The sequence below is a fragment of the Bacillus sp. FJAT-50079 genome, from assembly GCF_018343515.1.
Taxonomy (GTDB): domain Bacteria; phylum Bacillota; class Bacilli; order Bacillales; family Bacillaceae_C; genus Lederbergia.
This window is the reverse complement of the sequence record NZ_JAGYPD010000001.1, coordinates 30019-44396: the sequence shown is the minus strand read 5'-3', so window position 1 is coordinate 44396 and position 14378 is coordinate 30019. Positions and strand designations below refer to the sequence as shown.

Genomic DNA, 14378 nt, shown 5'->3' with positions numbered 1-14378 from the left:
GGATTTCTCTAATAGACAGTTTCTTAATGAAAATCATAAACCTTGTCCATAAGGAGTGTTCTAATAGACAGTTTCTTAATGAAAATCGTAAACCTTGTCCATAAGGAGTGTTCTAATAGACAGTTTCTTAATGAAAATCGTAAATCTTGTCCATGAGGAGTTCTCTAATAGACAGCTTCTCAATGAAAATCGTAAATCTTGTCCATAAGGAGTGTTCTAATAGACAGTTTCTTATTGAAAATCGTAAATCTTGTCCATGAGGAGTTCTCTAATAGACAGTTACTTAATGAAAATCGTAAATCTTGTCCATGAGGATTTCTCTAATAGACAGCTTCTCAATGAAAATCGTAAATCTTGTCCATAAGGAGTGTTCTAATAGACAGTTTCTTATTGAAAATCGTAAATCTTGTCCATGAGGATTTCTCTAATAGACAGCTTCTTAATAAAATCGTGAACTTTGTCCATAAGGAGTTCTCTAATAGACAGTTTCCCAATGAAAATCGCAACCAATGTCATAAAGAGTTCAATCGATTTTGTTATTTGGTTCACATGCGTAAAATCGCCTAAATTAACTGGGCTGGAGTGAATCTTATTAAAGTGTTAGATAGAGCTCTAAAAATTGATCTAATTTTTAGTGGGGAAACAGCGAGCGCGTTAAGGAGACAAATGAATCGTTCAGCATAGAAAAATCCGGTCATCTTTTCAGTAGAGATGACCGGATTTTCATTAAGCAGATTGTAATTGTGAATCGATGGCTTTTTTGTGTACTTGTTTGTCCAACCGTCTACGCTGGAATATATTATTAAGCAATAATCCGGCAACGACGAGGAGGATGCCGCTAATTTCGAAAATCGATAATGCGTATCCTTGAATAAAGGTGATGAGCACGGTTGTAATGGGAACGAAGTTAATAAATAGCAGGCCATTTACAGGTTGGATAATACTCACACCGACGTTCCAGCCGAGCAATGCGATAATTCCTGGAAATATTATCATAAAGGCAAGATCCCATTTGACTGCCTTTATTGCTGTTAGATTTGGTGGATCAACAAAATCGAATGCCGTTCCAAATAGAACGATTGCGGTAGATGTTGCTGTTCCATATAAGCAAGTGAGCGCGGAGTACCGCAGGACGGACCAATTAGAAAAGCCGCTGCCGCCTAGTGTATAAATGACCCAACCGATGACGGACGCTAAAAGAGCGATGAGCGGAACAACTTGCTTTCCGATGGATGCGAAAGTTGTCATATCTCCTTTTGTGATAACGAGTAAAACACCGACAAAAGCGATAAGGATGCAAATGATCGTCGTGATGCTTGGACGGGCTCCGCGTAGCATCCACAAAATAAGAACTGAGATGAGTGGCATAAGTGCTTCCATAATCGATGCTAAGAGGACGCCTGAATCACCGAGCGAATGTTGTCCCCAAAAGATGAATAGATTATAGACGGTAAATGCCATTGTCCCAAAAAACCAGAGGGACCACCCTTTCCCTTCTGTCTTAAATGCTTGTTTTCCCTCTTTTACCCAAAGCATGATCACTAAAATCAATGCGACGGGAATGTAGCGGAAAATCGTAAAGTAAAAAGGTTCAATATATTGAAAGGAATGATGCGCGACTGGAAACATGGCACCCCAAGATATACTAGCAATTAAACATAAAAGACTACCGTATAAAAAGCGATTCTTCAATATATTCCCTCCATGTGTAAATCCTTCAGTGTAATAACTTTATTTAACAATAGAATGAATATCATGTAAAATGAATAATGGAGATAACAGGTATCGTTATTTGTGATGACAGTTTGATTGGAGGGGACATCATGGATTTAAAAGATTTAAGTATTTTCATGAAAGTAGTCGAATTTGGAAATATAAGTAAAGCGGCGAAAGAATTAAATTATGTTCAATCCAATGTATCAGCAAGAATTCAAAAATTGGAAGAGGAATTACACACACCGCTCTTTCATCGGCATAATCGTGGAATGGTGATGACGCCTGAAGGAAGGCAATTATTGGAGTATGCCGAGAAAATCGTGTCGCTCGTAACGGATATGAAAAAAGCATTTCATCATTCGGAAACGCCAACGGGGAAGCTTGAAATTGGCTCAGTCGAAACGGTTATAAAATTGCCGTTTATTTTATCCAGTTACAATAAAAGATATGAACATATTGATTTATCCTTAACGACGGGGGTGACTGATCAATTAATTGATGAGGTGTTGAACTATCGTCTGGACGGAGCTTTTGTAACTGGAAGGGGAAGCAGGGTTCATCCGGACCTGATCCAATACGATGTATTTGATGAAGAATTAGTCCTTATTTCCGATACGAATCCGGCCACATTGGAACAGTTAAAAGAGAGGCCGTTTCTCGTTTTTAACAGAGGATGTGGATATCGCTCAAAGCTGGAGGAATGGTTAAGGGATGAGCAAGTTGCCCCTTCAAAATTGATGGAAATGGGGACGCTTGAAACAATTTTAGGAAGTGTGTATTCTGGACTAGGCGTCTCATTTGTACCGCGATCAACCGTTAAGCATCATGAAGAAAGAGGATTGATTCAATGCCATGAAGTACCGGAACAATATAGTAAAATTCAAACCGTCTTTATTCGCAAAAAAGACGCATTTCTTACCGCTTCATTAGAGAAGTTTATCGATACGATTCACGATTGCAAGAGTAAGGAAGGATATAATTTTCCCTTTTTATAAAAGATTTTAAAGGTAGGTATGATCATTATTGTGAAAACAAAAAGTATTTATTTCGATTATGTGCAAGTGATTTTTGGTGCGGCACTTGTCGCGCTATCCTATAATATGTTCTTATTGCCTTCAAGACTTGCGGCTGGAGGAATATCTGGGGTTAGTACGATTTTATATGAGCTTTATGCGTGGAATCCAGCGCTCGTTCAATTTAGTTTTAGTTTCCCGTTATTTTTTGTGGGATTATTTCTGCTTGGAAAAGAATTCAGTGCAAAAACATTAGTTGGGACGCTTTGTGTTCCGTTTGTGATCTGGTTAACACAAGGAATTGACCTCCATATACACGAACCAATGCTTGGTGCCATTTATGGGGGAATTGTGCTTGGGATTGGGTTAGGTATTGTGTATCGTGGTGGCGGCTCAACGGGTGGGACAGCGATTGTCGCCCAGCTGTTGAAGAAATATACCGGATTTTCGAGTGGTTTTTCCCAGTTGCTTGTAGATGGATTCGTTGTTGCTGCGTCAGCGATTGTCTTCAACTTAGAGCTCGCTTTGTTTGCAATGATTGCGATTTATGTAACGAGCAAAGTGATCGATTTCGTGCAGCTGCACACATCGCCTACGAAGCTCGTTATGATCATTACGGAAAAAGAAGAAATGATTCAACGAATTATTAAAGGAGAAATTGATCGCGGACTGACGAAGGTGAAATCGATTGGTGGCTATTCAAATAAAGAAAAGACAATCATCCTTTGTGTTGTCGAACAATCCGAGGCGATTTATTTGAAAAAAATACTCCAAGAACAAGAGCCGAAGTCATTTGTTATTTTCCTGAATGCCTCGGAAATACTGGGCAGCGGCTTCTCTCGTGAAAAAGTTTATATCGATTAAGGTGAAAAGTTCACCTGGAAAAATAGAACATATGTAATACTGTTGATTTACGCTCCAGGCGGACGTGCGGTGAGCTTCGGGCCAACAGGATGTTGGTCACGAAGCCATTGACATACGATGTGGCGACTTTAGGCTTCGTTCCTTAAAATACGCTCCTGCGGGATCTGACCTGTCACGCTAATAATTCCCCAGGAGTCACCGCCTTCCGCTTCAATCAACGGAGCATGCTAACATCATGTTTCAAGCTTTATAAAAGTATAATTTTTGCCTCAAATTCTGAGCGTTTTTACTGAATCCTTTACAACATCTTTATTTGAACTAATCGTCCCTGTTAGTTGAGGAAAGTTAATTCATTGACCTTGCGATATCCAGCATTCTTTCTTTCGACAAACATGAACTATTCATTTCTACATGGGTACCATCTTGCACCCATCTAAGTAAGCCGCCAGTAATAATGTCTCCATGTTTATCGACTTCACCAATTTCATCCCAATTCTGAAAGTAACCATCGTTTCCATTAATATCAACTTTCTCGGAGAAAGGAAAATCTTCATCAGATAATGGAAATCCTCTTCCTAAATGAATACTCACCATCAGTTTGGTATCCTTACTATCCATGTAATGTAGCATTATCCAAGGGGATATTTTGGTATCTAATGTCCAATCATCAGGAATCATTTTTGGCGTTAAAACGTTAAAATCAACATCTTTCTTTATTTCTGAAATAGTTTTGCTGTCGTGATTATACTTAATTTCTTTAGCCATAATTATCAAGGGAGAATAATTTAACAAGAATAAAATAATAAATAAACGAACCAGGAAAAGCAATTTAATGCCTCATTTCTATAATTATGATTTAGGTGTTAGTATATCCAAACAAAATTATTAAGAAGTAAAATTGGTTAGATTATTGATGCAAAAAAAGGCACTGGGAACTGTTTGAGATGTTTTTATATTTGTACCGCGTTGATTGGAGTGGCGGCTGGCGACTCCGGCGGGATGTGAGTGCAGCTTGAGACCCCACAAGAGCGCTTGCGCGACGGGGAGGCTCAAGATACGCCCCGCGGAAAGCGTCCAGCCAGAACGGAAATCAACATCTCGATCTCACCACCGACCTTTTAAGAAATGTACAAAGTTATTAAAAACATCTTGACTTTCTTAAAAAGAGAAGTTAAGATGAAACATAATTCGAACTTAAACAATATTTCTGGCAATGACGAAGAGTAGTAATTATTTTGTCGCATAGAAGAGAGCCGATGGTTGGTGGGAATCGGTATGCAGAAATAATGAATGGACTTCCGAGCTTCCAAACCGAACAATCCTTGGATCAGTAGGCTTTGGCGCATCAGTCTTAGCGTTAAAAAGGCGGGCAATAAGCAAAATATGCTTGTTGCTGTCAAAGTGAGCTGTATTCAGCTAATAAAGGTGGTACCACGGGTTCCTCGTCCTTTGGATGAGGGGCCCTTTTTGTGTTTTTTTAAGCGCTGTTTCTTAGCTTTGCGTGATCCGAGTTAAAATATGTTGCGGCAGAACGTAACGTTTAATCATTTAAATTATTTAAATTATTTAAATCGTTGAGTAAGAGTAGTACGCAAAGCACATTGCTGACAGAGAGCCGGTGTTGGTGGGAATCCGGTGCAGATGGTTTTGCTGAATGGACTTATGAGAGATTGCTTGAACAAAGTAGGGCAATCCGGTTTTCCACCGTTAATGGGAATCGAGATGAAGAGCAATCTTCGAATAGAGGTGGCACCGCGAATGACTCGCCCTCTGTAAACATGTGATCTATGTTTGCAGAGGGCTTTTTTTATTATGTAAATATCCATATCCATTTAAATGAAAAGGAGAGATGATAAAATGAAACCGTACTTACAAAAATTGATGGTTGGAGAAGACTTAACGATGGAAGAAATGACAGAGGCGGCCCGTTTACTATTTACAGGAGAAGCAACAGAAAGTGAAGCTGGAGCTTTGCTCGGTTTACTTGCATTAAAAGGAGAAACAGCTGGGGAAGTGACCGGTTTAGTAAATGCAATCCGCGAGCGTTCAGTTCCGATTGCGACGATGCAAGGAAGCATTATGGATAATTGTGGCACAGGCGGAGATGGATCGAAGAGCTTTAATATTAGTACGACGTCTGCGTTTGTGATCGCTGGAGCGGGAATTACGGTTGCTAAACATGGAAACCGCAGCATCTCAAGTCAAACGGGAAGCGCAGATGTACTCGAGCAATTAGGCGTTTCGATTGACAATCAGCCAGAGGAAACAGCCCAATTGCTTGCTGAAAATGGGATTGCCTTCTTATTTGCTCCGAATGTTCACCCTGCGATGAAGGCAGTCATGAAAGTAAGACGGGATTTGCGCGTGCCAACCATCTTCAATTTGATTGGTCCATTAACGAATCCGCTTCAGCTTGAGACGCAATTGCTCGGCATTTATCGCCGTGATAAATTAAAGCTCATGGGAGAAGTTCTTCATCAGCTTGGAAGAAAACGGGCAGTCATTATTAATGGCGCTAATTATATGGATGAGGCCTCACTAGCAGGTGAAAATCACCTCGTTGTATTGGAAAACGGACAGTTAACGGAAATGACACTTACTCCAAAAGACGTTGGGTTGCCAACGTACACGATTGACGAAATTGCTGGCGGAGATGCGGATCGCAATGCACGGATCATGATGAGCGTTCTTAATGGAGATGAAGGTCCATTTCGCGATACAGTCATTTTGAACGCAGGAATTGGAATTTATGCAAATGGAAAAGCACATTCGATTCAAGAAGGAATAGAGCTTGCAAAAGAGAGTCTTGGCTCGGGAGCAGCTTTGGCGAAGCTAGAATTTTTAATTGAAAAGAGCAAACATTCACAAAAACAAGGAGTGATTTAAACATGACGATACTTGATCGAATTGTAGCGCAAAAGGAAATAGAAGTGAGTGAATTAAAAGTCATTTATGGCTTACAGGAAGTGGAGATGGGAAAGAAGAGGCCTTCATTATATGACAGCTTCCGCAGCAGCGATACGATGAATGTGATTGCAGAAGTAAAACGTGCCTCCCCATCCAAAGGAGATATTAATAGTGAAGTAGACCCGGTTTTACAAGCGCAGCAATATGCGGATGCAGGTGCAGGAGCAATTTCCGTATTAACGGATAAAACATTTTTTAAAGGGTCGATGGCGGATTTATCAGCTGTTTCAAAAGCGGTGGATGTTCCGCTCCTTTGTAAAGACTTCATGATTGATCGCATCCAAATTGATGTAGCAAAAGATCATGGTGCGAGTGTGATTTTGCTTATTGCTGCGGCGCTCCCTGAGGAAAAGCTTCGCGAATTGTATCAATATGCCAAGTCTCTACATTTGGATGTGTTATTCGAAGTTCATGATGAACTTGAAGCAGAGATGGCGCTGCGAATCGGAGCGAACATTATTGGCATTAATAACCGCAATTTAAAAACATTTGAAGTTGATTTAGCTGTGACGGAGCGGGTTGCATCCTTGTTGGCAAAGGAGGATGTACTGCTAGTAAGTGAAAGTGGAATTCGTTATCGGGAAGATGTAACACGGGTAGAAGCGGCGGGAGCTCAAGCCATTTTAGTTGGAGAAACATTGATGAGATCAAGTGATATTGCGAAAACGATGGAGGAAATTCGCATCCCTTTACACAAGGCGGTGAAGTAGGTGCTTGTGAAAATTTGTGGGATTACAACAGATGAAGTAGCGAAAATTGCCTGTGAAGCTGGCGCTGACTTGCTCGGCTTTGTATTTGCGGATAGCTCACGAAAGATTACTCCAGAACGCGCAGCGGCAATTAGTCAAACACTTCCAGCTCACGTCAAAACGGTTGGAGTTTTCGTGAATGAAACACGGGAAAAGATCGACGACATTGCTGAACAAGTAGGGCTTGATTACATTCAATTACATGGAGATGAATCACCTGAGTTTTGCCAGCAATTAAGAAGACCGGTAATTAAAGCTTTTTCGATTAAACAAAAAAGCGATTTAGAGCGTTTAAATGAATATACATGTGCGTATTATTTGGTCGATAGTCCTGGCATCGATTATCGAGGAGGCAGCGGAATTCCGTTTGATTGGGATTTGCTGACAGAAGCGAAGGTACCTCATGAAAAAGTTATTTTAGCAGGTGGACTTCAACGAGAAAATGTCGCTGAAGCGATACGCAAAGTTAGGCCAGCAGCCGTCGATGTATCGAGCGGGGTCGAGACAAATAAACAAAAAGATCCAGAGAAAATAATTGATTTTATAAGAGAAGCGAAAAAAGAGGAGAGTGACTAAGTTGGCAGTATATACAGCACCTGATCAGAAAGGCCGGTACGGGCAGTTTGGTGGCCGTTTTGTACCAGAAACATTAATGACAGCCGTATTAGAATTGGAAGAAGAATATGAAAAGGCGATCACTGATCCGGAATTTCAAGCGCAGATGGATCATTACTTAAAACAATATATTGGAAGAGAAACACCGCTTTATTTTGCGGAAAACTTAACGAAACTCGTAGGTGGACCGAATATTTATTTGAAGCGTGAAGATTTGAACCATACGGGTGCACACAAAATTAACAATACGATTGGTCAGGCATTATTGACGAAAAGAATGGGGAAACAGAAAGTTGTGGCCGAAACAGGAGCAGGTCAGCATGGGGTAGCAACAGCGACGGTTTGTGCATTGTTAGGATTGGAATGTATCGTGTTCATGGGTGAGGAAGATATTCGCAGACAGCAGTTAAACGTCTTTCGAATGGAATTATTAGGAGCAGAAGTAAGAGGAGTATCGCAAGGAAGTGGAACGCTAAAGGACGCTGTTAACGAAGCGTTGCGATACTGGGTTGCCAATGTGGAAGATACGCATTATATTTTAGGATCTGTCGTTGGGCCACATCCATTTCCGCAAATTGTCCGTGATTTCCAAAGTATCATCGGCAAAGAAACGAAACGCCAAATCGTTGAGCATGAAGGGAATTTACCAGATGCAATCGTTGCTTGCATTGGCGGTGGAAGCAATGCGATGGGAATGTTCTATCCATTCGTTGAAGAAACCGATGTGAAAATATACGGAGTGGAAGCGGCTGGTTCAGGAATTGACACAGGGAAGCATTCAGCTGTGTTAACCGCCGGAAAAGCAGGTGTGTTGCATGGGACATTATCATATCTTTTACAAGACGAAAATGGGCAAATTCAAGGGGCTCACTCGATTTCAGCAGGACTTGATTACCCAGGAGTAGGACCAGAGCACGCTCATTTAAAAGATACTGGACGAGTGACATATACGTCTGCAACGGATAAAGAAGCACTGGAGGCATTCCAGCTATTGTCAAAAACGGAAGGAATCATTCCAGCATTGGAAAGCTCACATGCAGTTGCTTTTGCATTAAAATTGGCAAAGCAAATGAATGAAGGAGAAACGATCGTAGTTTGTTTATCAGGGCGTGGCGATAAAGATGTTGATGCTGTAAGAGAATATTTAGGGGGTGTGACGAATGGGTAAAGCACGGATTGATAAGGCATTTAAAGAGGTGCTTGAGCGTGGAGATAAAGCGTTCGTACCGTACATTATGGCTGGAGATGGCGGGCTTGATGCGTTAAAAGAACAAATCTTATTTTTACAAGAAAGTGGAGCAACCGCGGTCGAGCTTGGTATCCCTTTTTCTGATCCCGTCGCGGACGGCCCTATTATTCAAGAGGCCGGACTGCGAGCGCTTGCGAATGGAACGAGCTTAGCGGGTGTTTTAACAAGCTTGGAAGAGTGGAAGGAAACACGGACGATTCCGATCGTACTCATGACATACTTCAATTTAATTTATGCTTACGGTGTCGAGGAATTTGCGCAACGGTGTGAAAATGTGGGTGTTGATGGACTTATTATTCCAGATCTTCCACTTGAAGAGGAAGAGGAAATCTCTCCTATTTTTGAAAAATATGAGATTGCGCTCATTCGTTTGGTGGCGCCGACAAGTCCGAGAAACAGAATTGAGAAGATTGCGGGGCGAACGGAAGGATTTCTTTATGCAGTTACGGTAAAAGGAACAACAGGAGTGAGAACGCAATATGAAGCGGGGCTTGCCGAATACTTGCAACATTTAAAGGAATTTTCATCTGCTCCTGTGCTTGCTGGCTTTGGCGTATCAACACCAGAGCAAGTAGCTGAACTAAGCAGTTATTGTGATGGGGTCATCGTCGGTAGCAAAATTGTTGATCTATTGGCAAAAGGAGAACGTGAAGAAATTAGTGAACTGATTGCAGCAGCGAAAAAGAATGTCATTCAATCGTTATAAATGCCTCTAAATGTCTTCTGATTGTCATCATTTTGTCATCATTTTTACGCTTAAAAAGAGCGAAAAGCGGGTAAAGAAATGGCAAAGGTGAAAAGGAGGCCGATTCATATGGCTAGAGGGTTCAATTCACTGTTTTTATTAGGAGTAGCCGGAATTGTTGGGGCAAAGTATTTTTCAAATCAAGAAAATCGAGATAAAGCGATCGATATGTATGAGTCGATGAAAGGAAAAGTGCGCAACATTTGGGGCGATGATCAACAAAGTGTTCACGAGCAAATGATGGAAAAAGCCGGAAATCCAGACCCTTATGACGTAGAGGATTCAAAAATGGTCGATGAAGGCGCGATGTATAGCGTTGATTATTATAATAAAGAAGCACAACAACCACATCATTAATCATATCCCCTGGGACGATCCAGGGGATTTTTTTTGAAAATAACCGTTATATTCGTATATACCATGTTAAGATGAAAGGACTAAGAATGGTAGGAAGGTATACGATGAAACGAAAAATTATAGTAACGATTATACTCATTATTGCATGTTATCTTTTTTTACATATTAATAATAAATGGCTGCAAACAACCTTTTATACAGTTAAATCGGAACGAATTCCGCAAGCATTTGATGGATTAACTATCGTTCAGCTATCTGACCTTCATGATGCTACATTCGGTGAACAACAATTAACACTCGTTAATAAAGTGAAAAAGTTAAACCCTGATCTTATTTTTATAACAGGAGATTTAATTGATAGCAACCGCTATGATTTGGAAAATAGCTTACAGCTTGTAAAGCAGCTTGTTACGATGACAGATGTTTATTATGTTACGGGCAATCACGAAGTGGCGGTAAACGAAGTTGAGAAAATCAAACATGAATTGACGATGCTTGGTGTTCATGTACTGACAAATGAGACGAATCGTTTGACAAGAAACGGAGAGGAGATCGTTATAGCTGGAATCGATGATCCGTTAATGAAAAATCAATTATCGCCTGATATTGTTGTCGATGAAATGCTTGATCAAGCGTTAACGAAAGCACCACGTGGAGAGTATACGATCTTGCTTTCACATCGGCCTGAAGTGTTTGATGTATACATTGATAAGCAATTAGATCTTGTTTTTACAGGACATGCTCATGGTGGACAGTTGCGCCTGCCCGGCTTTGGTGGATTGATCGCTCCTGGACAAGGGTGGTTTCCATCCTACACTTCAGGCAAACATCAAAGAGGAATAACGGAAATGATTGTAAATAGAGGACTTGGCAATAGTATTTTCCCGTATCGAATTTTTAATCGACCAGAAATTGTCGTTGTGACATTGCGTCATCCTCAATAAAAATGGACTCGAAACTTGTTAGGTGGACTGACAAAAGCTCCTTTCAATCAACAGAATTAGAGAAAGGATACGACAAGGCGGCTGTTGAATATTTAGAGTACATCATTTCAGGAGGGGATTGTCGTGGATCAACTCTTTTCTTCCGAAGCCGCCAAAGTATTAGGGATTGGTGCAAGCACATTACGAAACTATGCTGCTACATTAGAAAGCAAAGGTTACACATTTAAGCGCGGGACAAATAACGGACGGATTTTTCAAAAGGAAGATCTTGAACGGATGGCTGAAATGTCTAATAACATATCGGTAAACGGAATGACTCTTGATGAAGCGGCAACAACGATAGCAAATAATTGTGAGGATCAAAAACCAGATCAAAAGGAAAATATGCAAGTGAATAACGAAGAATTTGAGCGTTTGCTTCAGCATATTACGCAATTGGAAGAACAGCAGGCAAAGTTTGCCGATGTCAACTTAAGTTTGGCGAAGCAGGTTGAACGTCTTACTGAAAAAATGGAGGAAAGAGAAAGGGACCAATTGCTCTTTCAGCGTCTTCAAGAAGCACAAGAAAAAAAGAAAAGAAAAGGGATCGCCTTTTTTCGCCCATCCATGATCGGTGGAAAAAAATGAGTGAACGCAAAAAGTTCACTCATTTTTTATTGCTCTGAATAACTATCTGTTGTATTATAAGTATAACAGATAGTTCGATTAGAAAGGATGTGTCTACGTGCTTTTATCCCTTGATCTCCAATCGGAAACTCCAATTTACATGCAATTACGCAATAAAATTATCGAAGGAATTGCTTCTAAACAATTGCAGCCAGGGGAAGCTTTGCCATCTGTAAGAGTGATGGCGGCAGATCTCGGAGTGAATATGCATACGATTAATAAAGCGTATCAATTATTAAAGCAGGAAGGATTTATTTTAATTCATCGGCAAAAGGGGGTCGTTATCCATCCAGATGGGGTGCCTCTGTTCGACGATCATTTTACTGAACAATTACGTGAACAATTGCGGCCTTTCATTAGCGAAGCGATTTGCAGAGGGATGGATGAGCAACAATTTAATCAAATAGCTAAAGAAATTTTTGAACATATATCATCGAAATGAGGTGTTTTAACATTGGTTTATTTTATCATCTTACTCATGTTTATCCCGACGATTTTCATAAGCGCGATTACTCCGTATATCACGAGAAAGACGGAAAGCTTTGGTGTTTCAATACCCGAAGAGGTTTATGAGCAGGAAGAGTTAGTCGATTTTCGAAGAAAATACGCATGGCAGACAGCTATTTTTGGACTTATTACACTTCTGCTCTCATTAACAAGCGGTCTGCTTGTCAAAGAAGAACAATGGATGTTTCTCTTTATGAGTTTCTTTTTTCTCTTTTTATTTGGCTCCTTCTTTATTTACCTCAATTATCATAAAAAAATGAAACAAATGAAGGCAAATAGCAAATGGGAGCAAGCAAAAACAGCAACAGTTGTCATTGACACGAATTTTAGAAATAGGAAATTAATCCACTCACACGGTTGGTTTGCGATTGCGATCATTATAACAGTTGTCACATTTGCCGTTACCGTCATGTATTATGATCGAATCCCAGCTCAAATTCCGATGCAATATGGCTTTGATGGCGAAGTGACCAATTGGGCAGAAAAATCTTTCGGAAGTGTATTTTCTTTACCACTTATTCAATTGTTTATGGTCGGTTTATTCGTTTTTATTAATTATACAATTGGGCGTAGCCGCCAACAAATCGATGCGGCCAATCCGGAAAAATCAATGATGCAAAATATGATCTTTAGACAAAGATGGTCGGCATTTTTAATTTTTACGGGAACGGCAACGGTTGCTCTCCTCGCGGCCATTCAACTTTCACTTATATTCCCGCTAAACGTTAAGATCATTATGTACGGATCTTTTCTTTTGACAGGCTTGGTCTTGGTTGGTGCTATTGCACTTTCGATTATCACTGGGCAAGGCGGTAGTCGGGTGAAAACGGTTATGGGTAAGCAAGGTGAAATGATCAGCCGAGATGAAGATCAATTTTGGAAGTTAGGTATCTTTTATTTTAATCGTAATGATCCGGCTGTTTGGGTTGAAAAAAGATTTGGAAGCGGATGGACAGTTAATATGGCAAAGCCACAAGCATGGGTCTTTTTTATTATTATTTTAGCAATCCCAATTTGTATTAGTTTGTTCTCTTGAAAAAACCGTGATGCTGTTCAGTTAGCAGCATCACGGTTTAAGGTGGAGTAGTGGTATGGGAGGAAGCGGCTCGTTTGTTGATCATATGTACGCCCATAACCACACAGATCAATTCGGCAGAGGAAAATGAGTCTTTTGAAAGATTAGTAAGCTGAAAAGATGGATTTTGAAAGAACCCATTGATTTTATAAAATTGAGCAATTGGGTCACCGTTTCTTTGAATAATTCGGTATTCTCGCGAAAATGCATCTGATTCAATTTCGACTGCTTCTTCGCTATATGAAGAATAGATAAATTTCTTTGAGAAGAAGCTGAATCTTTGTCTTAGTTCACCTATTTCTCCAATCGGATTGCTAATGACCCATCGATTAGAAAAGGTGCGGAACTTTCCCTCACAAATCATATTTCCATCAAGATCCTGGACAGCTAAGCTGCTAGTAAATGCGGACTTAAGATCTAGACTACCGATCGGTTCTTTGCGGTTATTAAAAATTGTGGTTGTTCCAGCGGAGAAAAAATTATCCGAGAAATAAACAGACTCATCCAATTGATGAACCTCCTTTCTTATAGATTAGTACGTTTTATAACTGGAAAAGGTTTCAAATAAATGGTTACGTTTTATGATTTTTTTTTACAATTTTTGCAAAGATCGGGATTGATCCGAAAAATTTAGGGTATAGTAATTACCAGAAGCATAAAAGTTGACAAATTGATTACGAATCAAAAAAGCGATATACAGTGCAAGGGAATTAAGGTAAAATAGGTACAAGATGTCAAATCTTAAAGAGGTGGTCTTTCTTGGAAAGAGATCATGATCAGTTCAAGAAAGTAATAACCAGTCTGACAGAGATCGGAGTCAAGATTACGAAAACAAAATCCCGGCTTGAACTTATGAAAGTGCTGGAAGATGTTAAACCCATTCATAAGTATTCGGAGCTTCACTCTTAAGG

General features: G+C 40.1%; 16 protein-coding genes and 2 other annotated features. Of the genes, 13 read left to right on the top strand and 3 right to left on the bottom strand.

The window, feature by feature from the left end:
• Positions 1-726: 726 nt before the first annotated feature.
• On the bottom strand, positions 727-1692 hold the full coding sequence (locus KHA95_RS00260; protein WP_213135491.1) for a DMT family transporter: 966 nt from the start codon (positions 1690-1692) through the stop codon (positions 727-729).
• A gap of 131 nt (positions 1693-1823) precedes the next feature.
• Between KHA95_RS00260 and KHA95_RS00255 the strand changes: the two genes are divergently transcribed.
• Positions 1824-2711, top strand: coding sequence for a LysR family transcriptional regulator (locus tag KHA95_RS00255; protein WP_213135490.1), 888 nt, complete (start codon positions 1824-1826; stop codon positions 2709-2711).
• Positions 2712-2741: 30 nt separating this feature from the next.
• The gene (locus tag KHA95_RS00250; protein WP_349305410.1) at positions 2742-3593 is read left to right on the top strand and encodes a YitT family protein; all 852 of its coding nucleotides are present in this window, start codon (positions 2742-2744) and stop codon (positions 3591-3593) included.
• Positions 3594-3938: 345 nt separating this feature from the next.
• Here the strand turns inward: KHA95_RS00250 and KHA95_RS00245 are convergent, their stop codons facing one another.
• The gene (locus KHA95_RS00245) at positions 3939-4421 is read right to left on the bottom strand and encodes a DUF4367 domain-containing protein (RefSeq protein ID WP_213135488.1); all 483 of its coding nucleotides are present in this window, start codon (positions 4419-4421) and stop codon (positions 3939-3941) included.
• A 376-nt stretch (positions 4422-4797) separates the two neighbouring features.
• Positions 4798-5046 (top strand) — a binding site (T-box leader).
• A 112-nt stretch (positions 5047-5158) separates the two neighbouring features.
• Positions 5159-5367 (top strand) — a binding site (T-box leader).
• Between the two features lie 83 nt (positions 5368-5450).
• Between KHA95_RS00245 and trpD the strand changes: the two genes are divergently transcribed.
• The 10 genes from trpD to KHA95_RS00200 all read left to right on the top strand — a co-directional run bounded on the left by trpD (position 5451) and on the right by KHA95_RS00200 (position 13428).
• Positions 5451-6479, top strand: coding sequence for an anthranilate phosphoribosyltransferase (gene trpD, locus KHA95_RS00240; protein ID WP_213135487.1), 1029 nt, complete (start codon positions 5451-5453; stop codon positions 6477-6479).
• A 2-nt stretch (positions 6480-6481) separates the two neighbouring features.
• Entirely contained in the window at positions 6482-7270 is a 789-nt protein-coding gene (gene trpC, locus KHA95_RS22750) for an indole-3-glycerol phosphate synthase TrpC (RefSeq protein WP_249316411.1), read from the top strand.
• Entirely contained in the window at positions 7271-7885 is a 615-nt protein-coding gene (locus KHA95_RS22745) for a phosphoribosylanthranilate isomerase (RefSeq protein ID WP_349305409.1), read from the top strand.
• Between the two features lies 1 nt (position 7886).
• The gene (trpB, locus tag KHA95_RS00230) at positions 7887-9092 is read left to right on the top strand and encodes a tryptophan synthase subunit beta (protein WP_213135486.1); all 1206 of its coding nucleotides are present in this window, start codon (positions 7887-7889) and stop codon (positions 9090-9092) included.
• Complete coding sequence (gene trpA, locus KHA95_RS00225) at positions 9085-9879, top strand: tryptophan synthase subunit alpha (protein ID WP_213135485.1); 795 nt, start codon at positions 9085-9087, stop codon at positions 9877-9879. Before trpB ends, trpA begins: the two co-directional genes overlap by 8 nt.
• 108 nt (positions 9880-9987) lie before the next feature.
• The gene (locus KHA95_RS00220) at positions 9988-10275 is read left to right on the top strand and encodes a hypothetical protein (RefSeq protein ID WP_213135484.1); all 288 of its coding nucleotides are present in this window, start codon (positions 9988-9990) and stop codon (positions 10273-10275) included.
• Between the two features lie 104 nt (positions 10276-10379).
• Complete coding sequence (locus KHA95_RS00215; protein ID WP_213135483.1) at positions 10380-11219, top strand: metallophosphoesterase; 840 nt, start codon at positions 10380-10382, stop codon at positions 11217-11219.
• A gap of 123 nt (positions 11220-11342) precedes the next feature.
• Positions 11343-11846, top strand: a complete 504-nt coding sequence (locus tag KHA95_RS00210) for a MerR family transcriptional regulator (RefSeq protein ID WP_213135482.1) — start codon at positions 11343-11345, stop codon at positions 11844-11846.
• Between the two features lie 97 nt (positions 11847-11943).
• Positions 11944-12327 carry a GntR family transcriptional regulator gene (locus tag KHA95_RS00205; protein ID WP_213135481.1) on the top strand — a complete coding sequence of 128 codons (384 nt, stop codon included), beginning with the start codon at positions 11944-11946 and terminating at the stop codon, positions 12325-12327.
• 12 nt (positions 12328-12339) lie between these two features.
• On the top strand, positions 12340-13428 hold the full coding sequence (locus tag KHA95_RS00200) for a DUF1648 domain-containing protein (RefSeq protein ID WP_213135480.1): 1089 nt from the start codon (positions 12340-12342) through the stop codon (positions 13426-13428).
• Positions 13429-13465: 37 nt separating this feature from the next.
• On the opposite strand, the gene KHA95_RS00195 is transcribed toward KHA95_RS00200, so the two are convergent.
• On the bottom strand, positions 13466-13975 hold the full coding sequence (locus tag KHA95_RS00195; RefSeq protein WP_213135479.1) for a hypothetical protein: 510 nt from the start codon (positions 13973-13975) through the stop codon (positions 13466-13468).
• Between the two features lie 251 nt (positions 13976-14226).
• On the opposite strand from KHA95_RS00195, the gene KHA95_RS22740 reads away from it, so the two are divergent.
• Positions 14227-14376, top strand: a complete 150-nt coding sequence (locus KHA95_RS22740) for an Lmo0850 family protein (protein ID WP_249316410.1) — start codon at positions 14227-14229, stop codon at positions 14374-14376.
• The last annotated feature ends 2 nt before the right edge of the window (positions 14377-14378 follow it).

What these genes read in the sequence shown, in the direction of transcription:
- KHA95_RS00255 (WP_213135490.1), top strand. Translation starts at nt 1,824, where the DNA reads ATGGATTTAAAAGATTTAAGTATTTTCATGAAAGTAGTCGAATTTGGA.
- trpD (WP_213135487.1), top strand. Translation starts at nt 5,451, where the DNA reads ATGAAACCGTACTTACAAAAATTGATGGTTGGAGAAGACTTAACGATG.
- trpC (WP_249316411.1), top strand. Translation starts at nt 6,482, where the DNA reads ATGACGATACTTGATCGAATTGTAGCGCAAAAGGAAATAGAAGTGAGT.
- trpA (WP_213135485.1), top strand. Translation starts at nt 9,085, where the DNA reads ATGGGTAAAGCACGGATTGATAAGGCATTTAAAGAGGTGCTTGAGCGT.
- KHA95_RS00220 (WP_213135484.1), top strand. Translation starts at nt 9,988, where the DNA reads ATGGCTAGAGGGTTCAATTCACTGTTTTTATTAGGAGTAGCCGGAATT.
- KHA95_RS00215 (WP_213135483.1), top strand. Translation starts at nt 10,380, where the DNA reads ATGAAACGAAAAATTATAGTAACGATTATACTCATTATTGCATGTTAT.